22 protein-coding genes and 1 pseudogene are annotated in these 25,973 nt (G+C 63.7%); 12 read left to right on the top strand and 11 right to left on the bottom strand.

Annotated features, from left to right (window positions below; genetic code table 11):
* From VIE67_RS12070 to coaBC, 3 genes and pseudogenes are all read right to left on the bottom strand, one after another.
* Window positions 1-1,524 (bottom strand): annotated as a pseudogene (locus VIE67_RS12070) (hypothetical protein); the annotation flags it as partial.
* Window positions 1,525-1,567: 43 nt separating this feature from the next.
* Window positions 1,568-2,023, bottom strand: a complete 456-nt coding sequence (dut, locus tag VIE67_RS12065; RefSeq protein ID WP_332026541.1) for a dUTP diphosphatase — start codon at window positions 2,021-2,023, stop codon at window positions 1,568-1,570.
* A complete protein-coding gene (coaBC, locus tag VIE67_RS12060) occupies window positions 2,020-3,300 on the bottom strand; it encodes a bifunctional phosphopantothenoylcysteine decarboxylase/phosphopantothenate--cysteine ligase CoaBC (RefSeq protein ID WP_332026539.1) in 1,281 nt (426 codons plus the stop codon). Before coaBC ends, dut begins: the two co-directional genes overlap by 4 nt.
* Before the next feature lie 96 nt (window positions 3,301-3,396).
* Between coaBC and radC the strand changes: the two genes are divergently transcribed.
* From radC to VIE67_RS12040, 4 genes are all read left to right on the top strand, one after another.
* Entirely contained in the window at window positions 3,397-4,071 is a 675-nt protein-coding gene (gene radC / locus VIE67_RS12055; RefSeq protein WP_332026543.1) for a RadC family protein, read from the top strand.
* 72 nt (window positions 4,072-4,143) lie between these two features.
* A complete protein-coding gene (locus VIE67_RS12050) occupies window positions 4,144-5,205 on the top strand; it encodes a hypothetical protein (protein WP_332026537.1) in 1,062 nt (353 codons plus the stop codon).
* Between the two features lie 558 nt (window positions 5,206-5,763).
* Window positions 5,764-7,449: an arginine--tRNA ligase gene (gene argS, locus VIE67_RS12045; protein ID WP_332026535.1), complete on the top strand. Its 1,686-nt coding sequence runs from the start codon at window positions 5,764-5,766 to the stop codon at window positions 7,447-7,449.
* 38 nt (window positions 7,450-7,487) lie between these two features.
* Window positions 7,488-8,147 (top strand): SPOR domain-containing protein, encoded by a 660-nt coding sequence (locus VIE67_RS12040; protein ID WP_332026533.1) that lies wholly within the window; start codon window positions 7,488-7,490, stop codon window positions 8,145-8,147.
* Between the two features lie 3 nt (window positions 8,148-8,150).
* On the opposite strand, the gene VIE67_RS12035 is transcribed toward VIE67_RS12040, so the two are convergent.
* Together VIE67_RS12035 and speA are read right to left on the bottom strand one after the other, a co-directional pair.
* Window positions 8,151-9,017, bottom strand: a complete 867-nt coding sequence (locus VIE67_RS12035) for an NAD(P)-dependent oxidoreductase (RefSeq protein WP_332026531.1) — start codon at window positions 9,015-9,017, stop codon at window positions 8,151-8,153.
* Between the two features lie 7 nt (window positions 9,018-9,024).
* On the bottom strand, window positions 9,025-10,923 hold the full coding sequence (gene speA, locus VIE67_RS12030) for a biosynthetic arginine decarboxylase (RefSeq protein WP_332026529.1): 1,899 nt from the start codon (window positions 10,921-10,923) through the stop codon (window positions 9,025-9,027).
* A gap of 123 nt (window positions 10,924-11,046) precedes the next feature.
* On the opposite strand from speA, the gene speE reads away from it, so the two are divergent.
* From speE to VIE67_RS11990, 8 genes are all read left to right on the top strand, one after another.
* The gene (gene speE, locus VIE67_RS12025) at window positions 11,047-11,907 is read left to right on the top strand and encodes a polyamine aminopropyltransferase (RefSeq protein ID WP_332026527.1); all 861 of its coding nucleotides are present in this window, start codon (window positions 11,047-11,049) and stop codon (window positions 11,905-11,907) included.
* A 307-nt stretch (window positions 11,908-12,214) separates the two neighbouring features.
* Entirely contained in the window at window positions 12,215-12,643 is a 429-nt protein-coding gene (locus VIE67_RS12020; RefSeq protein WP_332026526.1) for a hypothetical protein, read from the top strand.
* Between the two features lie 118 nt (window positions 12,644-12,761).
* Window positions 12,762-13,844: a hypothetical protein gene (locus tag VIE67_RS12015; protein ID WP_332026524.1), complete on the top strand. Its 1,083-nt coding sequence runs from the start codon at window positions 12,762-12,764 to the stop codon at window positions 13,842-13,844.
* A 64-nt stretch (window positions 13,845-13,908) separates the two neighbouring features.
* A complete protein-coding gene (locus tag VIE67_RS12010) occupies window positions 13,909-14,541 on the top strand; it encodes a nucleotide-binding protein (protein WP_332026522.1) in 633 nt (210 codons plus the stop codon).
* Between the two features lie 28 nt (window positions 14,542-14,569).
* The gene (locus VIE67_RS12005; RefSeq protein ID WP_332026520.1) at window positions 14,570-15,034 is read left to right on the top strand and encodes a SixA phosphatase family protein; all 465 of its coding nucleotides are present in this window, start codon (window positions 14,570-14,572) and stop codon (window positions 15,032-15,034) included.
* Between the two features lie 76 nt (window positions 15,035-15,110).
* Window positions 15,111-15,722 (top strand): YceI family protein, encoded by a 612-nt coding sequence (locus tag VIE67_RS12000; protein ID WP_332026518.1) that lies wholly within the window; start codon window positions 15,111-15,113, stop codon window positions 15,720-15,722.
* Window positions 15,719-17,572, top strand: coding sequence for a phospholipase D family protein (locus VIE67_RS11995; RefSeq protein ID WP_332026516.1), 1,854 nt, complete (start codon window positions 15,719-15,721; stop codon window positions 17,570-17,572). The genes VIE67_RS12000 and VIE67_RS11995 overlap by 4 nt, the downstream gene beginning before the upstream one ends.
* Before the next feature lie 231 nt (window positions 17,573-17,803).
* Window positions 17,804-18,376, top strand: coding sequence for a YkvA family protein (locus VIE67_RS11990; protein ID WP_332026514.1), 573 nt, complete (start codon window positions 17,804-17,806; stop codon window positions 18,374-18,376).
* A gap of 69 nt (window positions 18,377-18,445) precedes the next feature.
* Here the strand turns inward: VIE67_RS11990 and VIE67_RS11985 are convergent, their stop codons facing one another.
* The 6 genes from VIE67_RS11985 to VIE67_RS11960 form a co-directional block, all read right to left on the bottom strand.
* Window positions 18,446-19,723: an acetyl-CoA C-acetyltransferase gene (locus VIE67_RS11985; protein WP_332026512.1), complete on the bottom strand. Its 1,278-nt coding sequence runs from the start codon at window positions 19,721-19,723 to the stop codon at window positions 18,446-18,448.
* A gap of 104 nt (window positions 19,724-19,827) precedes the next feature.
* Complete coding sequence (locus VIE67_RS11980) at window positions 19,828-20,769, bottom strand: hypothetical protein (protein ID WP_332026511.1); 942 nt, start codon at window positions 20,767-20,769, stop codon at window positions 19,828-19,830.
* A 73-nt stretch (window positions 20,770-20,842) separates the two neighbouring features.
* The gene (locus VIE67_RS11975) at window positions 20,843-21,292 is read right to left on the bottom strand and encodes a GNAT family N-acetyltransferase (protein WP_332026509.1); all 450 of its coding nucleotides are present in this window, start codon (window positions 21,290-21,292) and stop codon (window positions 20,843-20,845) included.
* A gap of 31 nt (window positions 21,293-21,323) precedes the next feature.
* On the bottom strand, window positions 21,324-22,724 hold the full coding sequence (gene ntrC, locus VIE67_RS11970; protein ID WP_332026506.1) for a nitrogen regulation protein NR(I): 1,401 nt from the start codon (window positions 22,722-22,724) through the stop codon (window positions 21,324-21,326).
* The gene (gene glnL / locus VIE67_RS11965) at window positions 22,717-23,799 is read right to left on the bottom strand and encodes a nitrogen regulation protein NR(II) (RefSeq protein WP_332026504.1); all 1,083 of its coding nucleotides are present in this window, start codon (window positions 23,797-23,799) and stop codon (window positions 22,717-22,719) included. The genes ntrC and glnL overlap by 8 nt, the downstream gene beginning before the upstream one ends.
* Before the next feature lie 63 nt (window positions 23,800-23,862).
* Window positions 23,863-25,662, bottom strand: coding sequence for a family 43 glycosylhydrolase (locus VIE67_RS11960; RefSeq protein WP_332026503.1), 1,800 nt, complete (start codon window positions 25,660-25,662; stop codon window positions 23,863-23,865).
* Between the last annotated feature and the right edge of the window lie 311 nt (window positions 25,663-25,973).

Below are 25,973 nucleotides of genomic sequence, written 5' to 3'. Positions count from 1 at the left end.
CGCCAGATCGAGCATCCGCAGACCACCTGCGCCGCTGGTGAAATCGCGGTGGACGATGCGCTTGTACAGTTTCTGGATTGCGTCTTCGGACAGCGTCTCGCCACCGAGCACGATCTTGAAGCCGTTGTAGTCGGGCGGATTGTGGCTGCCGGTGACCATCACGCCCGAACCAATCTCGCGGTGATAGGTGGCGAAGTACAACACCGGGGTCGGCGCAGCGCCGATGTCGACCACGTTGACGCCGCTGCTGCGCAGCCCGTCAATCAGCGCATCCGAGAGTTCCGGGCCGGATAGCCGACCATCGCGTCCAACCGCGATTTCCGCGAGGCCACGGCCGATCGCCTCGCTGCCGATCGCGCGGCCGATTTCACGTGCGACCGTGGCGTTCAGGGTTTTGCCGACCACGCCGCGGATATCGTAGGCGCGAAACATGCTGCGATTGACTGCAACCGCCGGTCCGGCGGCTTGAGCGGCTTTGTCGGCGCCGACCAAGGCAGCCGCAACCGGTTCCGTTTTCTTGCGCTGCAGCGTGGATTGAGCGAGCGCGGATACAGGGTCGCGTCCTGACAGACGATCGAACATGGCTCGCAAACCCTGATCGCGCGCGTAAAACGTCAGCGCGCCGATCAGCAGCGCGAGCAGCAGCAGCGGGATCAGCAACCCCAACTCGCGCGGAACGAAAATAGGTTGCAACGGTGGCGCCGTACCGATGCGCAGTGTGCTGTCGGCTATCGGTACTCCCTGTGTGTTGAGTGTGCTGCCGGCGCTCATGTTGCCAATGCTCGCCAGCACGAGATCGCCGTTGCCGTCACCCTGACGCAACTCCGCGCGCGCCGCCGTCAGTTCGCGCTGCCCAAACGCGGCGATCACCGGAGCGAACGGCAGGGCAACGTAAGCCAGGGCGACGAGTTGGTTGTCACGCAGAACCGGCAGGGCGACCACCAGATTGCGCTGTTTGCCGACGCCGGTCGCCGACTGCATCGGCCCCATATGCTGCAGTCGATGAGCCTGGACGATTACCGAGGCCTTGGCATAGCCGAACTGGGGAAAATTAGCCGAGATCACATCGGCGATATCCGGGCGATAAAAGTCCACGCTGACCAGATCCGGCAGGACCCGTTTCAACGCTTCTGCGGCCGCGGGGCGGCCTACGTCGCCCTGCGCCAGCGCTGTCGTCACCGCCTCGTCAGCAACGGCGCTCTGCACACGCGTACGATCAACCGTGATGAGATTGCCAAGCGTACGGACTTCCCAATCGCGCACCTCGTCGACTCGCGCCGTCTCGCTGCGCTCGCTGAACACCAGCCATGTCTGCCACAACAGAAAGGCAGCGGCCAGCAAGGCCAAAGTCGCCCCAATCAAGTAGCCGTAGCGCCGCAGCCCGAGCAGTGCCGCCGTGACGCGGGATTGCAGTGTGGGTGCGGGCGCCACGGGCCTCGGCGGCCCGGGATCCGGCAACAAATCCGCAGGCGTCGCAGGATCTGCCTCTGCGCCCGTATCCGAGTTCTCAATTGACGTGCCCATGCGTGTGCCGTATGCCTTGACTTGCTGTGCAAGCGCGCCGCATTCAACCGCTGCCCGAATGACCGAATCCGCCGTCGCCGCGCTGACTTGCGGCGAAGTCGTCGACCACGAGAAATTCGGCGCACGCCACCGGTAAAAACACCAGTTGCGCAACGCGGTCCCCTGGTGCGATGGTATACGCAGCCTCGCCACGATTCCAGCATGAAATCATCAGCGGCCCCTGGTAATCGGCATCGATGAGCCCCACGAGATTGCCGAGCACAAGGCCATGCTTGTGGCCGAGTCCCGAGCGCGGCAGGATCAGCGCGCAATACTCCGGGTTGCCAATATGAATCGCGATCCCGGTCGGAACCAGCGCGGACGCGCCGGGCTGCAGGGTCAGCGGCGCATCCAGCGCGGCGCGCAAGTCCATGCCGGCCGATCCCGATGTGGCCCGCGCGGGTAAAGGGAATTCGCGGCCGACGCGCGGATCGAGGATTTTCAACTCGACGCCGATCACCGCGCGGAGCGCTCTTTCCCGGCGCGCGCTTTCCTCGCCGGCGCACGCTTCGACGCGGAAGCCTGCGCGGTGTAGCGCTCAGCGATACGGGTCACCAGCTGGCGCGCGAGCGCGAGCTTGTCGGCGCGCGCCAGGCGCTCGGAGCCGTCGCGTGAGAGCAGCAGGATTTCGTTGTCGCAGGTGTCGAAGCCTTCGCCGTTGCCGACGCGGTTGGCGGCGATCAGGTCGAGTTTCTTGCGTTCGAGCTTGGCGCGCGCGTAACCCTCGACGTTGTGCGTCTCCGCGGCGAAGCCGACGACGAAGGGCCGCTTCTTCAGCGCGGCGACGGCGGCGAGAATATCCGGATTCTCGGTCAGCGTGAGCACGAATTCGCTGCCGTTTTTCTTGAGCTTGTGCGTGGCGACGTCGTTGGGACGGAAGTCGCCCACCGCCGCGGAAGAAATATAAATATTGCTTTGTGGAATTTGCAGCATCACCGCCTCGCGCATGTCGCGCGCGCTGCGCACGTCGATGCGCACGACGCCAGCCGGGGTCGGCAGATGTACGGGACCCGCGACGAGATGCACGCTGGCGCCTTGCTCGGCCGCGGCCTGGGCAACGGCGAAACCCATGCGTCCGGAACTGCGGTTGCCGATAAAGCGCACCGGATCGATATCCTCGAACGTGGGGCCCGCGCTGACCAGCACGCTGGTGCCGACAAGCAATTTGGGGCCATGCAGAGCAGCCAGTTCGGCAATGATCGTGTCGGCTTCGAGCAATCTGCCCGCGCCGAACTCGCCGCAGGCCTGGCTGCCCGCAGCCGGTCCGAGTACATCGACACCACGCGCGCGCAACGTGGCCACATTTGCCTGCGTCGCCGCATGCGCCCACATCTGCTGATTCATCGCTGGCGCCAGCGCGAGCGGGGCGGCACTGGCCAGACACAGCGTGGTCAACAGGTCGTCGGCGAATCCGTGCGCGAGGCGTGCGATCAGATCCGCGCTTGCCGGCGCGATCACGATGCGCCGCGCCCAGCGCGCAAGTTCGATATGGCCCATCGCGGCTTCGGCGGCTTCGTCCCACAAGCCCGTGCGCACCGGCTGGCCGGACAGCGCCTGGAACGTCAGTGGAGTGACGAAGCGCGCTGCGTTTTCGGTCAGCACGACGCGCACCTCGGCGCCCGCGTCGCGCAGCCGGCGCACAAGCTCAGCCGCCTTGTATGCCGCGATGCCGCCGGAAACGCCCAGCAGCACACGCAGCGAACCGAGATTGCCTTGAGCCTGGCTCTGTTCAGCCATGTAGGAATTCCGCCGACAACAAAATCCGCATATAGCTTACCGGAATTCGGCCGCATGCCGGCTGCGCGATTCGACGTTTCGACCGAACATTTCGGCATGACCATACGCGATTGGCCCGAAGACGAACGTCCGCGCGAGAAGCTGATGATGCGCGGCGCCGCGGCACTGTCGGATGCCGAACTGTTGGCGATCTTCCTCGGCAGCGGACGGCGTGGGCAGACCGCGGTCGATCTGGGCCGCGAACTGCTCGGCCGCGACGGCGGCCTGAGGTCTCTGCTTGAACTCGGCGCGGCAGCGCTCGCCGCCTTGCCCGGGCTCGGTGCAGCCAAGGCTTGCCGTCTGCACGCCGCACTCGAGCTCGGCCGGCGTTACTTGGCGCAGGAGTTGGGCCGCCCCGACGCGCTCGCCAACCCGTCGGCCTGCGCCACGTTTCTGCGCACCCGGCTTGCCGCCTACCCGTACGAAGTGTTCGCTTGCCTGTTCCTTGACAACCGCCACCGCATGCTTGCCTTCGAAGAGCTGTTCCGCGGCTCGATCGACGGCGCCAGCGTGCATCCGCGCGAGGTCGTGCGCCGCTGCCTCGCGCACAACGCGGCCGCCGTGATCTTCGCTCACAACCACCCGTCCGGCGTCGCTGAGCCCAGCCAGGCAGACCGCGAGATCACCGCGCAGCTGAAACAGGCGCTGCAACTGATCGATGTGCGCGTGCTCGATCATTTTATCGTCGGTGGCGGTGCACCGACCTCGCTGGCGACACGCGGAATGCTCTGAAATGACGCCGTGCGCAGTTCGGCATGCGACCCGGCTATACTTTGCCAGAGGGGCCCGGACGACGCCGTAACCGTGATTTTTTCCTATCCGCGCGAATTTCCCGTCGACGCCATCGAGCAACGCGTGCCCGATGTGGCCAGCGCGCGCGCGCTGATGCGGCAACGCCGGCCGGATTTGCTCGCGCTGATCGAGCGCCGCCTGCAGCGTTTCGCGCCGGTGATCGCGGACCGGCCGAAAAGCCTGGTCCGCAACGCAACCGACGCCGTGCTGATCGCATTCTGTCGCATGGCCTTCCGCTACGGCAGCTGGGGCGACGACTATCACCCGTATCACAACGAGGGTCATATCGTCGAAATTCTCGGCCCGCGCATCGAACGGCTGATCGACACGATCGGCATGCGCGCGCTCAGCGTCAGCGACTGGTTCCTACTCGCATTGTTCGCCGCGACCCACGACCTGCGCCAGCGCGAAGCCCCGCTGATCGAGGCCGGCATCGGCAGCAACGAACGCGCGAGTCTCGAGGAAGCGCTGCGTATCCTCGCGCTTACCGGGTTTTCGCCGCAAAAGCATCGCGATATTTTCATCGGCATCGAACTCATGATCGCGGGCAGCACCTTCGATGCGCGGCCGCCGCCGTCAATGCTCGAATACAACACCGCCGAACTGCTGGTGCAGTCGCGCGGCGCGCTCGCGCGCAAGCTCGACAAGAAACTCGACAAGCACGCACCCGGCTGGCGCAACGATGCGCGTATCGTGCACGCGCTGGAGCTTGCGCTGATTGCCGCCGATCTGGATACGGCGAACGTGGCCGAGCCGTTTCCGGTGTTCATGGCCAGCGCCGAGCGCCTGTGCCTGGAACGTGAGCTGCGCAGCTACCGCAATCCGGACAGCACCGAGGCCGCGCTGCCGATGCTGAATTTCCTGACCGCGGGACAGGAGCGTTATTTTTTCGAGCTGCATCACTTCGGCTCGGACTATGGCCGGCGCACATTCGAGGCCGGCAAACTCGACAATGCCGAGAAACTCAAGAGACTCACCGTCGATTTGTACTCGCGCGCCACGCTGCACAAACCGCTGGCCAACGGCGCACAAGTGGTCGATGCATTTCGCCAGATCGTTGCGGCGATCGGCTGAGCGCGACGCTGCGCCGCACGGCGCATTGCGACTCTCTCTTTAGCGTGTATTGCACGCTCGATGTCGACGTGAGACGTGCAGGCGCCGGCGCATCCGTGCACCGGTGCGCAACGTGCGTATCTCGCACGCCCCGCAGGTCCCTCGCTTGAGTCCAGCGCCTGCAACGAAGCGCAGAATACGCAATTCATGTTGCGAAATTCTTACGCCGGGACAGACAGTTAGCGCGTGGATTTATACACAATGCAGCATTCGCTGCAAATTCAACTTTTTACAAATTGGTTACACTTTGAAGATGAGTAGTAAAGGCATCACTATCAAACACTTAGCGTTGTCAAGCAGCCCCATGCCAGGCCTCTGTGCCTGTTGACGCTGAATCCGCATTCGGCTAGGCGCCGCGGCTATACACATACTTATCCACAGGTGGTGAGGCCCGCATCGGGCTTCCCGGCTTGCGGCTCCCGCTTGCGCCAACGCCATTGCGTGATACGGCAGGAAGCCTGCCGTTTGGCGAATTGACGCCAGGCCCTACAATACGCTGCTGATCCCGAGAGTTTCCCTGTGAAAGAACCGCTACGCCTCCTCATCGAACAGGCGCTGGACCGTCTGCGGGCCAACGCAACGCTGCCGGCCGACGCCCACCCCGCCTTCGTCATCGAGCGCACGCGCAGCAAGGAGCATGGCGATTTCGCCTGCAATGCGGCAATGCTGCTGGCCAAGGCCGCGCGCGCGAACCCGCGTACGCTCGCGCAGACGCTGGTCGCCGCGTTGCCACAAAGTGTACTTGTGGAAAAAGTGGAAATCGCCGGACCCGGGTTCATCAATTTCTTCCTGAGCCCGGCCGCTTATCACGCGGAAATCCGCGCGGTGCACGCCGCTGCCGCCGACTACGGTCGCAGCACGATCGGCGCCGGCCGCAGGACGGGCGTCGAGTTCGTCTCGGCGAATCCGACTGGGCCGCTGCATATCGGCCACGGCCGCGCGGCGGCGGTCGGCGACTGTCTGGCGCGCGTGCTCGCCGCATCGGGCGCCGAGGTGATGCGCGAGTTCTACTACAACGATGCGGGCGCGCAGATCGACAACCTCGCCAAATCCGTGCAGGCACGTGCCAAAGGCATGACGCCCGACGACCCGTCGTGGCCGGCCGACGGCTATCGCGGCGACTACATCGTCGACGTTGCGCATGCATACCTGCGCGGCGACAGCGTCGCGTTCGAAAATCATACCGTCGTCGGCGAAAAAGACGGCGACAATCTCGACGCGATCCGCCGCTTCGCAATCGCATATCTGCGTCGTGAGCAGAACGCCGACCTCGCCGCGTTCGGCGTGAGCTTCGACGTCTACTTCCTCGAATCCTCGCTATACGCCGACGACAAGGTCGAAGAGACCGTACGCGAGCTCATCGCCCACGGCCACACCTACGAGGAAGGCGGCGCGCTGTGGCTGCGCACGACGGATTTCGGCGACGACAAGGATCGTGTGATGCGCAAGTCCGATGGCACCTACACGTACTTCGTGCCCGACGTCGCCTATCACCTGTCCAAGTGGCAGCGCGGCTATCAGCGCGCGATCACCGAACTCGGTGCCGATCATCACGGCTCGCTGATGCGCGTGAAGGCCGGCCTGCAGGCGCTCGATGCGGGCATCCCGAAAGGCTATCCCGAATATGTGCTGCATCAGATGGTCACGGTGATGCGCGGTGGCGAGGAAGTGAAGATTTCCAAACGCGCCGGCAGTTACGTGACCTTGCGCGATCTGATCGACGAAGTCGGTCGTGATGCGACGCGCTTCTTTCTGATTGCGCGCAAGTCGGATTCGCAGATGGTGTTCGACATCGACCTCGCGCGCGCGCAGTCCAACGACAATCCGGTGTACTACATCCAGTATGCGCATGCGCGCGTGTGCAGCGTGCTGCGCCAGCTCGGCGAGCGCGGGCTGGCGTGGAATCGCGACAACGGTCTGGCCAATCTCGCACGGCTGCAGAACGAGCACGAAAGCGCGCTGATGGTCGAGATCGCGCGCTACGCCGAGATCGTCGAAGCGGCAGCGACAAATCTCGAACCGCATCTGATCGCGCAATACCTGCGCGAACTTGCGTACGCGCTGCATACCTATTACAACGCACATCAATTCATCGTGGACGATGCCGACCTGCGCGACGCGCGCATCGCGCTGGCCACAGCCGCGCGTCAGGTCTTGGCCAACGGGCTGGATCTGCTTGGCGTGTCCGCGCCGGAAGCCATGTAGCGTGCGATCGAATGTTCGAATTCAGGTAATCGAGGACTATGGCAGCTAGACGCGGGAAACAAGCCTTTCGTGGCGGCGAACGCCGGGCGTGGCCGGCATGGGTGTGGTTGCTGCTGGGCGCATTGCTCGGTGTCGTGTTGTCGCTCGCCGTTCTCTACGGCGGCAAGCTGCCGACCCTGCGCAACAAGAATCTGCCGCAGCCAAACCCGGAAGCGACCGCGCCGAAGGAACCTGAGCAGCCGCTGGCCGATGAGGCGGCAAGGAAGTCGGCGGCCGCGGCGAAGAGCAATTTCGATTTCTACTCGGTGTTGCCGGAAAAGGAAGTGGTGATTCCGGATGCCGAGCTCTCGGCCAAAGCCAAGGCCGAGCAGCAGCGCGCGCAGCAACAGGCGGCGCAGGCGAATGCAAATGCAACCAACAATGCAACCGCAGCGCAGACGCCGGCGGCTGCACCCACGGGCGGCGGGCATTACATGCTGCAGGTCAGCGCGACCAGCGACCCGAAAGCGGCCGAGGAATTCAAGGCGCGGCTCGCCCTGCTCGGATTCTCGGCCAAGGTCTATACCAGCTCGGTCGATGGCAAGACGCGCGTGCGCCTCGGGCCGTATGCAAGTGCCAGCGAAACGGAAGCGGCCAAGCGCGCCCTGGCCGAAAACAATATCCCTTCCTTCCCGGTCGCCGACGCGCCGAACCATTAGCCGTCAGTTCTTGCGCCGCTTGAGACGGATCAGCGCCGAGTGCTCCTCGTCGCCATAACCTTGTTCCATCAGTTTCGCCAGATCGCCGATCGATTTGTCGACGATGCTGTGGTCGGTGCCGGCATTCTGCGCGACCTCGCGCACGATGCGCAGGTCCTTGTGCAGCAGGGCCGCCTTGAAGCCGCCGCCGAACTCGTTGCGCAGCATCGTCGCGCCGCGCTTGTCGAGGAACCAGTTCGCAGCGGCACCGCTGGCGAGCGTCGGCAGCAGAACGGCGGGATCCAGGCCAAGCGCTTCGCCGAGCGCGAGCCCTTCGCATACGGCCTGGGCGATGCCTGCGACCAGAACCTGGTTCACCGCCTTGGTGTCCTGCCCCGCACCGATGCCACCCATATGACCGATGCGCGCACCGTAGGCCTCGAGCATGGGCTTCACCCGCGCGAGCGTCGCCGCGTCGCCGCCGAGCATGATCGAAAGCTTGCCGTTCTTCGCGCCTTCGACACCACCCGACACCGGTGCGTCGAGAAAATCACTGCCGGCCGCCTGCATCAGCGCGTGCGCCTGCTTCGCGGTTGCCGACGAGACAGTCGAGTGATCGATCACGACCGTGCCAGGCTTTGTGTTCGCGGCGATCTCGCGTGTCACCGCCAGCACATCGGCATCGGCGGTCACGCACAGCACCACGACATTGCACATCTTCGCCAGTTCAGCCGGCGTCGCCGCGACGACGCCGTGCTCGGTTGCGAACGCCTGTGCCTTGGCCGGGCTGCGATTGGCGACGCCCGCCAGCAAACCGACGCGCTTGAGATGCGCCGCCATTGCCCAGCCCATCGCGCCGAGGCCAATAAAACCAACTCGTAAGTCCGACATGAGCGTTTCAATCCTGATCGTTTTCGGCCAAATAGGTATAGCCGGTCAAGCCGGCTTCGAGCGCGGCTTGCAACGCAGCCGCCGGTTCGCCGGCGATGCCCGCGCGAGCAATCTTGCTCCGATATTCGGCGCGCAGCGCATCCAGATCGTAACCGACATAGTCGAGCATCAAATCGGTGGTGTCGCCGCGGCGCAGATGCGAGAACTCATAACCGCCACCGTCGGTGAGGCGCACATTCACTGCATCGGTATCGCCGAACAGATTGTGGATATCGCCGAGCGCCTCCTGATATGCGCCGACCAGAAAAATGCCAAGCCGATACGGCTCGCCCGCAATCGGTGAGTGCAGCGGCAGGCTCACATCCACGCCGTCGGCATCGACATAGTCGTCGATACGACCGTCGGAGTCGCAGGTCAGGTCGGCAATCACGCCGCGCCGATCCGGCGCGCGGTCGAGACCGCTGATCGGCACAATCGGAAAAATCTGGTCGATCGCCCAGGAATCGGGGATCGATTCGAAAATGGAAAAATTCACGAAATACTTGTCGACCAGCTTTTCGTTGAGCTCGTCGAGCGCCTGCCGATGCGAGCGCTCCTCCGGCTTCAGGCGCGGACGCAGCGCACTCACGATCGCGTAGTACAGATCGTCCAGACGCGCGCGCTGGCGCAGGCTGAGGTTGCCGAGCGCGAACAGCGCGTGGCCTTCGTTCCAGTGATGCTGCGCCTCGTGATACAGCTCGATCACCGAGCGCTGGCCGATTTCGCCGTGGATCTCGCGCAGACGCCGCAGCGCGACCGGCTCGTCCGCATCGACGGGCGGAATGCGCCCCTCCGGCGCGCGTTCGATGTCGCTGACATTGGTCACGAGCACGGCATGGTGCGCGGTCATCGCGCGGCCGGTTTCGCTGATCACATGCGGCTGTGTGAAGCCGTGTTCCGCGCAGGCCTGTGCGAGCGGCTCGACGATCGTTGCCGCATATTGATCCAGGCCGTAGTTGATCGAACAGGCCGAGCGCGAACGCGTGCCTTCGTAATCGACGCCGAGGCCGCCGCCGACATCGACATAGGCGATCGGCACGCCAAATTTGCACAATTCCACAAAGTAGCGCGTCGCCTCGCGCATGCCGCTGGCGATATCGCGCACATTGGAAATCTGCGAGCCCATGAACACGTGCAGGAGCTGCAGCGTATGCGTCAGGTTCGCGGCCTTGAGCTCGTCGATCAGGGTGATCAACTGACGTGGGGTCAGACCAAACTTGGACTTCTCGCCGCCGGTGTTCTGCCATTTGCCCGCGCCGAGGCTGGTCAGGCGCACGCGTACGCCGAACAACGGTTCGACGCCGAGCGCCCTGGCTTCTTCGAGCGCAGGTTTCAATTCCGCGGGCTTCTCGATCACGATGAATACGCGCAAACCGAGCTTGCGCCCGATCAATGCCAGGCGCAGATACTCGCGATCCTTGTAGCCGTTGCAGATGACGATGCTGCCCGGTGAGCTGAGCGCGAGTACGGCCATCAATTCCGGTTTCGAACCGGCTTCGAGGCCGAAGCCCGCGCCGCCCGCAAGCGCGAGCTCGCCGGCCACGCCTTTCTGCTGATTGACCTTGATCGGATAGACCGCGGTATAGCCGCCGGCGTAGTCCCAGTCGCGCATCGCTGTGGCGAACGCGCCCTGCAGGCGCGCGAGACGATGGCGCAGGATATCGGCGAAACGCACCAGCAGCGGCAGACGCGAACCGCGCGCGCGCGCCGCCTCGACGATCTCGGGCAGCGCCAGCGCCGGGCCCTCGGCGCCGCGCGGACGCACGAGCAACTGGCCAGCGTCGCCGACATCGAAATAGCCTTCGCCCCAGTGCGCAATCGCGTATTGGGCGCGTGCGTCGTCACGGGTCCAGCGCTGCTCGCTCACTTCAAGGCTCCGGCTCGGGATCGAAAGGACGCGTATTGTAGCGACCTTGTCCGGCGCCTGCGTGCCCTCCGTCATGCACAGTCGTTACAATCGCGCTCCCGTGTCCACACTTGCAGAAGACCCATGTCGAACGACACCAGCACCTGGTTCACCGAACAGCACGATTACTCCGGCTCGTCAATCGGCTTTCGCGTGACCCAGAGGCTGCATTCCGAGCAGAGTCCATTCCAGTTGATCGAGATCTACGACACGACCGACTGGGGCAAGCTCATGGTCATCGACGGCTGCATGATGGTCACCACGCGCGACAATTTTTTCTATCACGAGATGATGTCGCATCCGGCGTTGTTCACCCACGCGAACCCGAAACGCGTGGTGATTATCGGCGGCGGCGACTGCGGCACACTGCGCGAAGTGCTGCGCCACAATTCGGTCGAGAGCGCGATCCAGGTGGAGATCGACGAGCGCGTCACGCGCCTTGCCGAAAAATATTTTCCCGAGCTGTGCGAATCCAACGGCGATTCGCGCGCTCAACTGCTGTTTATCGATGGCATCAAATGGATGGCCGAATGCGCGTCCGAATCGCTCGACGTGATCATCATCGATTCGACCGATCCGATCGGCCCGGCTGAAGGCCTGTTCAACGCGGCGTTTTATCAATCCTGTCTCAAAGCGCTCAAGCCTGACGGGATCGTCGTGCAGCAAAGCGAATCGCCGCTCGCGCATCTGCCCCTGCTCAAGGACATTCGCAGCGCGATGACCACGGCCGGTTTCGCATCGTTGCGTACGCTGTGCTTTCCGCAGCCGTGCTATCCATCCGGCTGGTGGAGCGCGACGCTCGCGCGCAAGCGCGGCGATCTCGATAAATTCCGCGAAAACGATGCTGTCACTAAATCGTTTGCGACGCAGTACTACAACCTCGATACGCACAAGGCCGCGCTGGCACAACCGGAGTTTTTGAAGCGCGCATTTGCACAACCGTGAATTTCAACGGCCTGTATGGCAACACCGCCGAGCAAGACGGTTTACTTCACGGGGAGGGCCTTGACGACAGATTCACGCTGGGCAACCGCGCTACTGGTGCGAGACCGTGAAAATTGTTCAACAAGCAAGAGGAAGGGAAATGAAGCGAGTATTTCATGCGAGCTGTTTATTTTTGGTCTTTTCCATCGCAGTAGCGCAATCGGCTCCCTAGGAGGTGAAAGGCGTACCTCTTGGGTCAAGTTTCGACTCTCTGAAGGCAAAATTTGGAAATCAGGTTCGTTGCTTCAATCCGAGCGCCGATCTCAAGATGAATCCTTACTACGACGGCGGCTACATAGACCAAGAATGTACTCTGAGCGAGCCTAGCTCCGGGCGCTCGATTGAAGATACGTTCGCCGGGCATCAGGTCGGAATGACCTATGAATTTCATCAGCAGTCGCTGGAGCACATCCTCGTTTATAGGCTTAGCCCGGATGTATACAATTCCGTGTTGGAAACGATGGAGTCGAAATACGGCAAACCTTTAATGACCTCCTCAATGTTGCAAAATGCAATGGGTGCTTCGTTCGAGAACAAGATCGCGATTTGGAAGCCAAGTGGCGGCATCATCGTGTATCAGAGGTATGTGGATGGCTTCAACCGTCCATCAATGCTCGATTTCTATACTGTGCCAGCATGGGACGCCAAGCAGCGGTTCGCCAAAGACCGGTCTGAGGCGGCGAAGAAAGATATGTGATCGCAAACTATCAAGATGATTCCAAAGTCACGCACCTCGCGGTGCAAAACCGCCATTAAGCTGCCGGTAATGCTCGGGGCGGCTAAACTCGCCGTCCTGTTTCGCTGCGGGTGCGCCCATGCCTCGTCCATTTTTCTTGTTGTTCGCACTGGCGGCGCTGCCGAGTCTGGCCGGTGCGCAATTGTTGAATCCTCCGCCAGGCGAGGCCGTACCTGCCGCTGCGCCGCCCGCTGCGCCGCCCGCTGCGCCTGTGAGCGAGGAACAAGTCTTTACCCAGTTCCGCCACGATTTGATCAACCTGCTGGTCCTGCGCACCGACGCGCATCTGCTGATGGCTGCGGCGCAGATCGCGGCGCCGGACGCGAAAGATCCTGCGCGCCTCGCCGCGAAGAAAACCCCGGCCTTGCTCAAGCGTGCGCAGGAGTCCGGGCCCAAGGATCCGCTCGTGCTCTGGGTGGCCGCATCGAACGCCTGCGCATCCAAGCCCGGCTGTGCCGATCCGGCCGCGGCAAAGACGCTGGAGACCGTCGATGCCGAGAATGCCGCGGCCTGGCTGCTGTCTTACCCGGCCGACGGCAATGCGCAAAAGGCGCGTGCGATCGTGGCACGCATGGCGCAGGCGCAACGTTTCGACGACTACTGGGCGGCAGACGTGGTGGCGCTGTTCCATGCGCTGGAAACACTGCCGGTTCCGGACGAGGTGGCGCGGCGCGGCGTCAACCCGAGCGCGGCGCGGATCAATTTCGCGACCAGCACGGCGAGCACGATCCTGCCTGCGGCCTTGGCGCGACTCGGCAAGTTCTGCGCCGCGGCCGATGCAAAGGATGCAGCGCTGGTCTCCGACTGTCTCGCGGTCGCGCGCAAGTTCGAGAGCGGCGGCACCTTTATTTCGCAGGCCGCCGGCTTTGCGATCGAAGAAGCCTTGCTCGCGCCAGGCGTCGACCGCGACGTCATGCTGACGCGCAAACGCGCCGCCAGTTGGCAGAAGGAGAAGTTTCTGCAGGTGAGCGATCGCTTCGCGGTCGACCCCGAGCTTGCGCAAAGCTATGTGCGCCTGCTCGGATCGGAAGGCAACGAGCTGGCCACCGTGAGCGCGCTGCTGCGCGAACAGAAGATAGCGTCCGAGCCGCCGCGCGATTGGCAGGCGCCCGATGCGAAACCGACTCAGGATCCGCTGACCGCGCCCGCAGTGCAGCAGTGACCGGGGTTCCTCCGCGACAGACTCGCGGTGTACTCTTGGCGGACGACGCACAGGAGTTTGGCGCATGCTGAAGATTCTGGTGGCCAATTCGAAAGGCGGTTGCGGCAAGTCCACGATTGCGACCAATCTTGCGGCGCACTACGCCCATGAAGGCAAGAATACCGTGCTGGTGGATACCGACCGGCAAGGCTCGAGCCAGCGCTGGTGCGAGCGGCGGGCGGGCTTTGCCAATCCGGTCCTGCCCATCCCGGGTACGCGCGCGGACTGGGCGGCACATATTCCCAACGGTACGCAACGCATCATTATCGACGCGCCTGCGGCGATTCGCCCGCAGGATGTGGATGCCTTTCTCGACAACGTCGATGCGGTGATCGTCCCGATACTGCCTTCGCGCATCGATCTGGACGCGACCGCGACCTTCCTCGCCGGCATCGCCAGCCTGTCGCGCATCAAGCGCGGCAAGGTCCCGGTCGGCCTCGTTGGCAATCGCATGAAACCGTGGACGATCGCCTCGCAGCAGGCGGTCGAGGAAATCAAGACATTCGGCTTTCCGCTGGTCGCGCAGTTGCACGACTCGCAGGGCTACGTGCTCATGACCGGACTCGGCAAGAGCATCTTCGACTATTCCTCTGAAACCGTCCGCTCGCACCAGGAAGACTGGGGAAAACTGTTGCGCTGGCTGAAGAAATTGAATTGAACCTGGTGCAGACAAACTTGGTGCAGACATGAAACGAGAACTGATCCTGCTGCGCCACGCGCACGCCGAGAGCGCCAAATCCGGCGATGACGACACGGCGCGCGCACTCAGCGCTCGCGGTGTCGTCGAAGCCAAAGGCGCCGGGCAGTGGTTGAAGAGCCATGCGGCCCTGCCCGCGCGCGTGCTGTGCTCGCCCGCACTGCGCGCACGGCAAACGCTGGAACACGCGCTCGGCACCGTTCCAGTGACGCTGGAGCCGCGCATTTTCGAGGCGACCGCGGGCGAGCTGGTCGCCTTGATCGACGAAAACGCGGATGCCGGACGGCTCCTGCTCGTCGGTCACAATCCGGGCTTCGAGACCTTGGTAGCCCTGCTTGCCACCGGTCAGTCGGGGGACTTTCGCGGCGTGCCGCCGGCCGGCGTTGTCTGGATCGAACTCGACGGCGCCGTCGAACCCGGAGCGGGCAAGCTCAAAGCGTTCTGGGCACCGTAATTTTTGCGGTCGTCCATGATCGCGGAAATCAATAATCACCTTCGCGTCTGCGCCTGAGCCCGTGCAGATCGCAACGATGCCGCGCGCCGGTTCGAATTCGCAACTATGGCGCTGGCTGACCGGCTGGGCGCTCGCCGCGTGCTCGCTGCTGGCGCCTGCGCAGGACCGCACGCAATTGCTGGAACTCGACAGCCAGCGCTCGCATGCGGACTTCGAGGTAAAGCTGCTCTGGCTCGTCGGTGTGCACGGGCGTTTCGCGCACGTGCATGGAACCGTCGCGATCGACCGCTTCAGCAACAGTGCCGTCGTCGACGCGCGCATCGATACGAATACCGTGTCGATGCGTACGCGCGGCTATGAGACGTGGGTCAAGTCGCCTGAGTTCTTCGACACGCAGCACTATCCGGAAATCCGCTTCGTGTCCGAATCGACTCCGCTGCAGCGCCTGCAGACCGGCGGCGAGATCGACGGCGCGCTGACCGTGCGCGGCGTCACCCGGCATGTGCGCTTCAATCTCATCGCACCAACCTGCCCGGCGGCCGAGAGTGAAAATTGCCCGATCGAGGCCGATGGCAATATCGAGCGCAGCGAGTTCGGCATGCATTCCCAACGCGGTGCCTTGTCGAACAACGTGGAGCTGCGCTTTTCTATCTATACCGCGGCGCCGACCAGCGATCCGGACCGATGAGGCCGCGCGGCCTGGCGCAGACGCGGCGCGGCATCGGTCTGGCCGCGGCGCTAATGCTGCTTTGCCTGGTTTCGGGTTGCGCGCTTGATCCGCTGCACGCCCGGCGTGCGGCGGCGACCGCCGCCGCCGCGCAGGATCGGGCGATCGATTGCGCGGCCGCGCGCGAAGACGCCTGCGCGAGTGCGTCGCCCTATCGCGCACTCGCCGCCGCCGCGCTCGCGCAATCCACGTCGGCGCAACCCGTGCACTACGTGAATCTGCTCGATCGGGGCGCGGACGCGCTGCTCCTGCGCGTGCATCTGATCCGCAGCGCGCAGCGCAGCATCGCGGTGCAGACCTTCATCTTCAGCGAGGACGATGCCGGCTATCTGATCCTCGACGAACTGGTGCGCGCGGCGCGGCGCGGGGTGAAAGTGCAGGTGATCGCTGACCAGTTGTTTTCGCTCGAAGACACGCATCTGCTGGCCGCGCTCGCGCGTGCGCACGAGAATTTCGAGTTGCGCATGTACAACCCGACCTTCCACAAGGCACGCACGCCGCCACTGGAATTCGCCGCGGGTATACTTTGCTGCTTCTGGCGCTTCAACCAGCGCATGCACGACAAGCTGTTCCTGATCGACGACACGATCGGCATCGTCGGTGGGCGCAACTACGAAAATCGCTATTACGACTGGGACGACGCATTCGACTATCGCGACCGCGACGTGCTTGTCGCGGGTCCTGCGGGCGCTGCTATGCGCGCCTCGTTCGCCGCATTCTGGAACGATGCGCACACCGTCGCCTTGAGCCGTTTGCGTGATGTCGCCACGGATATTCTGGGTGCCGGCATCAACGCGCCGCCTTACGCCACGCACAGCTATCGCAATCCGGCGCGCGTTGCCGAGTTGAGCCGGCGCGCGGACGATATCGATTTCATGCGCGAACATTTCGCCGACCAGGCGCAGCGCGTCGGCCGCGTCGACTATTTCGCCGATGCGCCGGGCAAGCCGGCAACGTCCGGCGCGGGCCCGGCGCACGAATCCACGCAGCCGCTGGCGGCCTTGCTGCGCGAAGCGCACAGCGAAATCGTCCTGCAGACGCCGTATCTGGTGCTGAGTTCGGCCGCGCGGCGCCTGTTTCGCGACTTGCGCAAACAGCAGCCGCACTTGCGTATTGTCGTGTCGACCAATTCACTGGCCGCGACCGATGCGTTCTATGTCTACGCATTATCGTACAAGTACAAGAAGCGCTATCTGAAGCTCGGCTTCGAAATCCACGAGTTCAAGCCGTTTCCGGCCGAGGCGTCGGCACTGATCGCGGACTACGCGGAACTCGGCGCCGCACCGACCGCGGCGCCGGTGCCGCAGCGCCGTGCCAAATACGCGCAGGCTCCGTTGAAGCACCGCGGCGTACGCGTCGGCCTGCATGCGAAGTCGATGGTGATCGACGGCGAAATCACCGTCATCGGTTCGCATAACTTCGATCCGCGCTCGGAAATCTACAATACCGAGTCGGGTATCGTCGTCCGCGACCGCGCGTTCGCCGAGCGCGTGCGTGCATCGATCCTGCAGGACGCGGCGCCGGAGAACGCCTGGACGATCGCGCGGCGCCCACCGAATCGCTTCCTAGGCCGCATCAACAATGCAATCGCGGCCTTTTCCGCCGCGCTGCCGATCTTCGACTTCTGGCCGTTTCGCTACGCCAGCAGCTTCGAGCTGAACCCCGGTTGCACGCCGCTGGCGCCCGGCGCGCCCGGTTTTTACGCCTGCTATACCGATGTCGGCGACTTCCCCGAGGTCGATCTGCCGCTGAAAACCATCTATACCCGCATCGTGACCGCGTTCGGCGCGGGTCTGATCTCGGTCATGTAGCAGCACAGCCACGCCGCCCCGGCCTGCCCACCCGGGTATCGCAAAAGTATTTGACGCGCCTGTGCGCGCTGGCTACGCTGGTCCTCAGGGAAACTCTGGACCAGGTCACATTCCTGCGGGTCGGGACGGCCCGCTCGCGAATCGATCGCGCCAGCGATGGATTCGTCGCGTTTGCGAAAGTCACGGATCGACTTTTTCAGACTTTCAACTTCGAGCCACCGGACGACAGCCATGCCTCTGCAAATCGTAATCGACCTTCAGGACGCGGACCTTCAGTTTTTCATCGATGCGTCCAAGCGTGTGCAAGAGAAGTCAGCCAACCTTACCCCGCAGCAGATCACCGACGCCGCAAGCAAGCTTCTGGTCGACTCGGCCAACCTGAAGATGCCGGATTTCATCGCCACGCGCATCGGCAAGCTTGAGTCGATGATCAACATGGTCAACGACGTCGGCTGGGGCCTGTCGGAAGAGGATCGCAATCGCGTGCTCTCGGCGCTGACCTACTTCACCGAGCCCGACGACGTGATTCCGGATGACGTGCCCGTGCTCGGTTTTCTCGACGACGCGATCATGATCGAGATCTGTCAGCGCGAATTGCAGCCCGAGATCGACTCGTACGAAGACTTCTGCCATTACCGCAAGGAACAGGCAGCGCGTCGTGGCGTCGATCTGCAGGAGGTCAAGGCGCACCGGGTGGAGTGGCTGGAATCGCGCCGCGTGGAACTGCAGGAACGCATGTGGAGCCGGCGCAATCAGTCCTTCCTCAGCAAGGGTTTTTCGCAGCAGTTGTTCCGCATCGGCTGAAGTTCGATCGGCGGCGGCGCAGCGCGCGTTGCCGCCGCCTCTGGCCTGTCATGGCCAGAATCTGATCATTTACGGTCGTTCGAGGATCGCGGTCACGCCCATGCCGCCCGCGGTGCAGATCGAAATCAGGCCTCGGCCCGATCCCTTTTCCTCGAGCAGTTTCGCCAGCGTCGCAACGATGCGCGTGCCGGTTGCGGCAAACGGATGGCCGAGCGCGAGACTCGAGCCGTTGACGTTGAGCTTGCCCGGATCGATGCTGCCGAGCGGTTTGTCCAGCCCCAGTCTATTTTTACAATATTCCACATTTTCCCAGGCACGCAGCGTGCATGCTACCTGCGCCGCGAAAGCTTCGTGGATTTCGTAGAAATCGAAATCCTGCAGGGTCAGCCCGGCCTTGGCGAGCATCTGCGGCACCGCCACGGTCGGCGCCATGAGCAGGCCCTCGCCATGCACGTAGTCGACCGCGGCGACCTTGGCGTGGGTCAGGAATGCCTTGGGTTTGAGCCCTCGCGCCGCGGCCCACTCCTCGCTCGCGAGCAGCACCGCGGAGGCACCGTCGGAAAGTCCGGTCGAGTTGCCCGCGGTCAACGAACCCTGGCCTGAGGTCTTGTCGAACGCAGGCTTCAGCGCCGCGAGTTTTTCCAGGGTCGAATCGGGGCGCAGGAAACCGTCGCGATCGAGGCCGCGGAACGGCACGACCAGATCCTTGAAAAAGCCGCGCTCGTAGGCCGCGGCGGCCTTGAGGTGGCTGGCCAGCGCGAGTTCGTCCTGCTCCTGCCGCGTCACTTTCCATTCGCGCGCCATCAACTCGCAATGCTCGCCCATCGACATGCCCGTGCGCGGCTCGGCCACGCCCGGGAAGCTCGGCTTCAATTCGCCGAGTGAAAAACCCTGTACCGCGGTTTTGAGCTTGTCACCGGTGCTCTTCGCGCGATTGACCGCGAGCAGGCGCTGCTGCATCGCGCGGCTGTAGACGATCGGCACGTCGCTCGTCGTATCGCTGCCACCGGCGATGCCGGCCTCGATCTGCCCGGCCGCGATCTTGTTGGCGATGATGATCGCGTTGTCGAGCGAGGTGCCGCAGGCGCGCGCGGTGGTGATGCCCGGCGTGGTCGGCGCCAGTCCGGAAGACAGCGTCGCCTCGCGCGCCAAGTTCCAGTCGGCCGCGAGCTTGATGACCGCGCCGAACGCGACCTCGCCGAGCTCGACGCCGTGCAGATCGAAGCGCTCGACCAGCGCACCCAGAGTCTTCACCGCCATGCCGAAATTGCCGACATCGGCATATGCGGTGTTGTTGCGGCAAAACGGGATGCGGACTCCGCCAAGAACGGCAATGCGCTTGATCATGCGGACAACCTGCTCACGTCCAGTGAATATGGGCCGTCATTATGCGCCCAGCGCGGCTTGAAGAAACACCCTGCATTCCGGCCACAATACCCGGTACTTTTTCCTCACCCCGCCGTCACTGCCGCCGAATCGGCAATCCATTGCGGCCACTCCGGCCAGAACATCCAGCCTGCAGGGGTGGCGCGGATACAGGTATCGAGAATATTGGCCAGAGACTGCAGCGCGATGTCGCTGCTCTCAGGGGAGAGCGTGTCGCCGATGACCAGAGTCCGGATTCCCTTCTCCAGATCGAACTCGGTCCAAAACGGTACCAAGGGCACGTTGCAGCTGCGAGCGAGCTTGATCAATCCTTCGGGCATGGTTACGGCCTGATCCAGCAGCCGCACCGGGCGCTGCCCCTGCGGCGCCAACCGCGGTGGAAGGTCCGCCAACGCGGTTATCGGCACGCCTTCGCGCAAGACATCGAATGCCTTGCGCAAATGTGGACGAAAGATTCCAGGGAGGCCCGCGACTCTCTCGACTTCTCTTATGCGCAAACTGCCGTACCAATAGCGCAATGGAAGATCGCGAAATTGCGCCGGCTCACGTTGCGCATACAAGGTACCCGATTGGCGACCGACATCGCGAAATGTGCTGAAAATCCAATATCCGTTTCCATAGTGGAAAGTAACCGCAATAAACCCGCCCGTTGCGGGCCAAGCCCCTCGACAGCGCACATGCCAAGGCCGCCCTTTTCGCCAGAACCGGAATAACGATAAATACAGATCGCAATGGTCGAGCAGAATGATGAGCCTCGCCTGCTGGGCAAACAGCTCCGCATCAAGGCCGAGACTTTGTGCCGCTATATTCTTGGCCGGAATGATGGCCTCGTCGAACAGCTTGGTATGCCGGCTCAACCAGCACAGCCAACGATAGCCGAGCGACCAGGGCAACAGGGCGGCAATCCCCGGGGCAATGAACAATTGCCATGCATCCTGTGCCTGCCTTGAAAGCCAGTGCCGCGCCCTTGCAATACCCATTTCGCCCGCTCTGATACGTTCACGCAAGCATAGCCTGCAGACTTGCCAATTACACGATGCACGGAAGCGGCAGAATGCGGCAGGTGATGAGAGCGGGCCTTCAGAAAGTCTGGTGATAGATCGCGTAGTGGGTGGGCTGCATGCCCAGCGCAGCGTAAGTGCGTTGCGCGCGCGCATTGTCTCGCTCGACGTAAAGGCGCAAACCGATCACGCCTTCGGTACGGCGCGCGCGCTGTTCGACATCGGCGTACAACGTGCGGAATACGCCGTGCCGGCGATAGTCGGCACGCACATAGACGCTCTGCAGCCACCACCAGTCGCCGTTGCGCCAGTCGCTCCATTCATGCGTGATCATCAGGCAGCCGATGACGATCCCCGCATCCTCGGCGACGAGATAGAAGCCGCGTTGCGGTTGCGCGAGCAGTGCGGCGACGCCCGCGCGCAGGGTCGCCGGATCGAGCACCATGTTTTCGGTTTCCAGCGCCATCGCCGCATTGAATTCGACGAGGCTGTCGCTATCGTCGGGCACGGCATCGCGGATGCGGATCATCGGTATGGATCTCGTTGTGGAAAAATATACTTCAGGATTGCGGCGGCTTGCTCGCACCGCGCTTGCGCGACGCGCCGACCTTGCGCGTCAGCGTGTTGCGACCGAGACCGAGTTGCTGCGCCGCACGCGCACGGCGGCCGCCATTTTCGACCAGCGCCGCGTCGATCAGCGCGCTGTCGAATTCGGCGCGCAGCGCGTCGTAGATGCCGCGCTCGCCGCGCGCCAGGCGCGCGCGCACGCTGCGCAGCAGTTCGTCGCGCCAGACGGAATTTTTCGCAGTGACCGGACTTTCCGCCACGGGCAGGTCCTGCGCGCGGATTTCGCGCCCGGGAGTCATCACGGCCAAACGCCGGCACAGATTTTCGAGTTGCCGCACATTGCCCGGCCATCGCATCTGGGTCAGCGCGTTCAGCGCCGACGGCGTGATGCGCTTGGGCTCGAGGCGCATTTCGCGCGTGGCGCGGTCGATGAAATAAGTGGCGAGCAACGGTATGTCCTGCACACGCTCAGCCAGCGGCGGCAGCGACAGACGCATCACGTCGAGCCGGTGCAAAAGGTCGGCGCGGAACTCGCCGCTGGCGACCTTCGCATCGAGGTCCTGATGGGTCGCGGCGACGATGCGCACGTCGGCACGGATCAGTTCGCGTCCGCCGACGCGATAGAACTCGTTTTCGGCGAGCACGCGCAACAGGCGCGTCTGCAACGACAGTGGCATGTCGCCGATTTCGTCGAGAAACAAGGTGCCGCCCTGCGCCTGTTCGAAGCGTCCGCTATTGCGCTTGTGCGCGCCGGTGAACGCGCCGGCTTCGTGGCCGAACAGTTCGGATTCGAGCAGCTCGGCCGGAATCGCCGCGGTGTTGAGCGCGACGAAGGCGTGCGCCGCGCGCGCGCTGTGGCGATGCAAGGCGCGCGCGACCAGTTCCTTGCCGGTGCCGGTCGGCCCGGTGATCAATACGTTCAGATCGCTCGCGGCGACGCGACCGATATGACGGAATACTTCGCGCATCGCCGGCGCATGGCCGATCAGTTCGGTTTCGCCACTGCTGGAAACAACCGGCGCAGACGCCGCCGGCGTGTCGCCGAGCGCACGCTCCACCGCCGCCACGGCCTGATCCAGATCGAATGGCTTGGGCAGATAGTCGAACGCGCCGTTGCGATAGGCAGCCGCCGTCGAGGCGACATCGGTGAACGCGCTCATGATGATCACCGGCGCGCTGTTGCCCATCTCGCGCAGACGCTCGAGCAGGGTCAGCCCGCTCGCGCCGGGCATGCGCACATCGCTGACGATGACCGCCGGCTTGGCGTGCGCGAACGCGGCGAGCAGGCTTTCGGCATCGGCGAATTCGCGCACCGTTGCGTCGATGTCGCGCAGCGCTTCGCCGAGGACGAAGCGGATCGCCTCGTCGTCGTCGGCGATCCAGACCTCAGCCATGGTCGGTCCACCCCGTTTCACTTGCACGCGCGGGTTCACTGCCGAGCGGCAGCAGCAGGCTGAACACGGTCTGCCCGGGCCGGCTGCGGTAGCTCAGCGTGCCGCCGTGTTCTTGCGCGATTTCCTGCGCCAGCGCGAGGCCCAGCCCGGTGCCCTTGCTGCGCCCGGACACCAGCGGCATGAACAGGGTGTGGCGCAGGGTTTCGGGCACGCCGACGCCGTCGTCGATGACGTCGAGCCGTGCGGCGAGCCGCACCGCCTTGTCGCCGATCAATACATTGTGTTCCGCGCGCGAGCGCAGTCCGATGCGCGAGGCTTTGGCCTGCAGCGCATTGCGCATCAGATTGAGCACGAGCTGGAGCAAGCGGTCGCCGTTGCCGCGCAGGCTCGGCAGGCTGGGATCGTAGTCGCGCTCCAGGCGCAGCGCGGGTTCGGCCTCGGCCGCGATCAGCGCGCGTGCGCGCTCGGCGACCTCATGCAGATTGAGCACGGACAGATGCGGCTTGCCGCCGGGTTGCAACAGCCGATCGGTCAGTGCAGCGAGCCGATCCGCCTCGGACATGACCAGTTCCGCCAGCCGCACCAAGTCGGGCTCTACCAGTCGGCGTTTGAGCAATTGCGCTGCACCGCGCAGCCCGGCAAGCGGATTCTTCACCTCGTGGGCGAGACCGCGCAGGCTTTCAGACAAGCGCGCGGTCGGCATCGCGCTGATATCCGCACCGAGTTCGTGCACTTCGAGCAACACGCCATCGTCGGTCCACAGGCTGACGCCGATATCCGCGTGCAGGCTGCGGCCGGTGCGCGTCTCCAGGGTTTGCTCGCGCAGACGCACGGAGGCGCCGCCAGCGCGCACACGCTCGACCAACGGAATGAACACACGCGCCGGCTCGCCCAGAGCCTGCACCGGCAAACCGTGCGAGCGCGACGGACTCACCGCGAACAGCTCGCAGAACGCGGGATTCGCGTACACAAGCACGCCGCTGCGATCGAGCACGGCCACGCCGGTTTCGAGCTGGCCCAGCAGGTCTTCGACCTTGAGCGCGGGACCTGGCAATGCGGGGACGGCCATCAACATTGCACCAGTCTAGTGCAAGCACGGGAGGCGATCGAGACTGGTCTTATCGCCATGCGCACGCTGTCACGGCACATGTACCACCGTGCTCAGCGCAGAGACGCCGTTTTCGTCGAACGCCTCGACCGCGATGTCGTAGGACACGCCGGCGCTCAAGGCGCGCAACTCCAGATGCGTGCCCTTGTCGGCGAATACCTGATAGCAGAGATTGAGTCGATCCGGCCTGCCCCCCCAGCGCACGTTGTAGCCGACCGCACCCGCCACCGCGCGCCAGCTCACCGTCACGGAGCGCGGATCGGGATCGCGCCGCGCCGCGACCTCGCGTGGCGCGGGCGGCGGCTTACCGTCAGCGTTGCCGAAGACACGCAAATCGCTGATCGCCAGATGCGCTGCGCCGACATGCCCGTGCACGTAACGCACGTAGCGCGCGCGCACCGGCGAGGGCAGTTGGAAATACGCGTTCGGCCGATCGCGGCGTTCGCTGCCGGTCGACGCGAGCGGCTTCCAGTTTTTTCCGTCCGCGGAATGTTCGAGCGAAAACTCGGTGTAAATATCCGGCGCGTCGCCGTAGCGGCCAGATTCGTAGTCGGCAAAATCCACCTGTACTGCGCGCAGGGTTTTCTGCGCGCCCAGATCGACAGTCAGCGTCTGCCCCGGCTCGTCGTGCGCCGCGACCCAGAACGTGCGTGGATCCTCGTCGGTGACATTGGCCGCAGCGAATTTGCCCAGCGTCGACGACGCCCATGCGTGCTTGCGATAAGACAACAGCATCCAGCCGGTGAACAGTTTCTGCGGATCCTCGGCGCGACCCTCGGGCATGTAGTGCGGAAAATCGCCGAAACGCGTCGACACAACCATCTGTCCATCCGCGCTGAACCCGGCCGGGAACAGGTCGATGCGCCGCTCGAACGTCCAGTTGACCCCGATCCACGAGGTACCGGTGTTCCACCAATTGCCGTGATTGTCGGCGAACGTGTTGCCATGTCCCGCTCCAATCGCGAAGCCTCCCGGCTTGTAACCGACCGGATTGTACGGTGCGTACTCGAACGGTCCGAGCGGGCTGTTGCTCAAGTAGGTGCCGGTTGCGTAGACGTTGTATTCGGTCCCCGGCGCCGCGTATTGCAGGTAGTAGCGACCGTCCACCTTGGTCATCCACGCACCTTCGATATACACGGCGTGCGCTTCGGCGGTGTGGTCCTGACCGAAGCGCTCCCAGCCGTGCTGCTTCGGATCGAGGGCGATCAGCGCGCGCGGCTTGCCGATATAGCGCATGCCGTCGTGCATATCGAGTTCGATTCCGTACAGCGGAAACGTATCCGAAGAGCCCCAGTAGAGATACCAGCGACCATCGTCGTCCTTGAACAAGGCTGGGTCCCACGGCCCGGGCGGAATCTTGGCCGGCTGCGCATCGCCGGCATGCCAGGCCGGCAAGTCCCGGTCCCAACCCGGCGGCACGGCGTTGGGCAACTCTGGCAGGATGCGCGTCAGGAAATCGAACTGACCACGTGCGGGATCTTTCGTCACCAGCACCGGCTCGGGCGTGGTCGCAGCACGCATCAGGATCAGACGATTGCCATCGGAGATTGCAGCCGGCGCCACCATACTGTCGAACGGCCAGCGGTTCGGTGTGATGAAGTTCCAGTCGACGAGATTGGTCGAGCGCCAATAACCATCGGCGAGGGTCATGAACAAATAGTAGGCACCGCCGTGCGGCACGATGACCGGGTCGGCGCCGGTGCGATAGGAAATACCTTCGTTGAGCTGCTCGAAGTTGTAGCGGTAATCCAGATCGAGTGGGTTTGCGTAAGTGCGTGCGCCGGGCGGCGCGGCGAACTCAGCGGGGGCTGCGTGAACCGCGGAAATCAAACCGAACAGTGCTCCAACAATACTGGCGCACCTCAATCCAATAATTCCTGGCGTCATGGAACTCGCCTGCTCGTCATCCCGGCGCAAGCCGGGATCCAATGACTTGTGAAATATTGATAAAGGTCAAAGATAACTGGATTCCGGCGTTCACCGGAATGACATTTTGCATTTGTCTTCGACCGCAAAAACTCGCGGCCAAGGAGTGGCCCCTCAAATCGAGTAATACATCTGGTATTCGATGGGATGGGTCGCTGCACGGAACCTCGACACCTCCTGCATCTTCAATTCGATGTACGCATCGATGAAGTCGT

This window comes from Rudaea sp. (genome assembly GCF_036560865.1).
Taxonomy (GTDB): Bacteria; Pseudomonadota; Gammaproteobacteria; order Xanthomonadales; family Rhodanobacteraceae; genus Rudaea.
This window is presented reverse-complemented; position numbering and strand designations above follow the sequence as displayed.

What these genes read in the sequence shown, in the direction of transcription:
- radC (WP_332026543.1), top strand. Translation starts at nt 3,397, where the DNA reads ATGACCATACGCGATTGGCCCGAAGACGAACGTCCGCGCGAGAAGCTG.
- ntrC (WP_332026506.1), bottom strand. Translation starts at nt 22,724, where the DNA reads ATGGCTGAGGTCTGGATCGCCGACGACGACGAGGCGATCCGCTTCGTC.
- VIE67_RS12005 (WP_332026520.1), top strand. Translation starts at nt 14,570, where the DNA reads ATGAAACGAGAACTGATCCTGCTGCGCCACGCGCACGCCGAGAGCGCC.
- VIE67_RS11990 (WP_332026514.1), top strand. Translation starts at nt 17,804, where the DNA reads ATGCCTCTGCAAATCGTAATCGACCTTCAGGACGCGGACCTTCAGTTT.
- VIE67_RS12000 (WP_332026518.1), top strand. Translation starts at nt 15,111, where the DNA reads ATGCCGCGCGCCGGTTCGAATTCGCAACTATGGCGCTGGCTGACCGGC.
- VIE67_RS12015 (WP_332026524.1), top strand. Translation starts at nt 12,762, where the DNA reads ATGCCTCGTCCATTTTTCTTGTTGTTCGCACTGGCGGCGCTGCCGAGT.
- VIE67_RS12020 (WP_332026526.1), top strand. Translation starts at nt 12,215, where the DNA reads ATGAATCCTTACTACGACGGCGGCTACATAGACCAAGAATGTACTCTG.
- glnL (WP_332026504.1), bottom strand. Translation starts at nt 23,799, where the DNA reads ATGTTGATGGCCGTCCCCGCATTGCCAGGTCCCGCGCTCAAGGTCGAA.
- VIE67_RS12040 (WP_332026533.1), top strand. Translation starts at nt 7,488, where the DNA reads ATGGCAGCTAGACGCGGGAAACAAGCCTTTCGTGGCGGCGAACGCCGG.
- VIE67_RS12010 (WP_332026522.1), top strand. Translation starts at nt 13,909, where the DNA reads ATGCTGAAGATTCTGGTGGCCAATTCGAAAGGCGGTTGCGGCAAGTCC.
- VIE67_RS11985 (WP_332026512.1), bottom strand. Translation starts at nt 19,723, where the DNA reads ATGATCAAGCGCATTGCCGTTCTTGGCGGAGTCCGCATCCCGTTTTGC.
- coaBC (WP_332026539.1), bottom strand. Translation starts at nt 3,300, where the DNA reads ATGGCTGAACAGAGCCAGGCTCAAGGCAATCTCGGTTCGCTGCGTGTG.
- speE (WP_332026527.1), top strand. Translation starts at nt 11,047, where the DNA reads ATGTCGAACGACACCAGCACCTGGTTCACCGAACAGCACGATTACTCC.
- VIE67_RS11995 (WP_332026516.1), top strand. Translation starts at nt 15,719, where the DNA reads ATGAGGCCGCGCGGCCTGGCGCAGACGCGGCGCGGCATCGGTCTGGCC.
- VIE67_RS12035 (WP_332026531.1), bottom strand. Translation starts at nt 9,017, where the DNA reads ATGTCGGACTTACGAGTTGGTTTTATTGGCCTCGGCGCGATGGGCTGG.
- VIE67_RS11975 (WP_332026509.1), bottom strand. Translation starts at nt 21,292, where the DNA reads ATGATCCGCATCCGCGATGCCGTGCCCGACGATAGCGACAGCCTCGTC.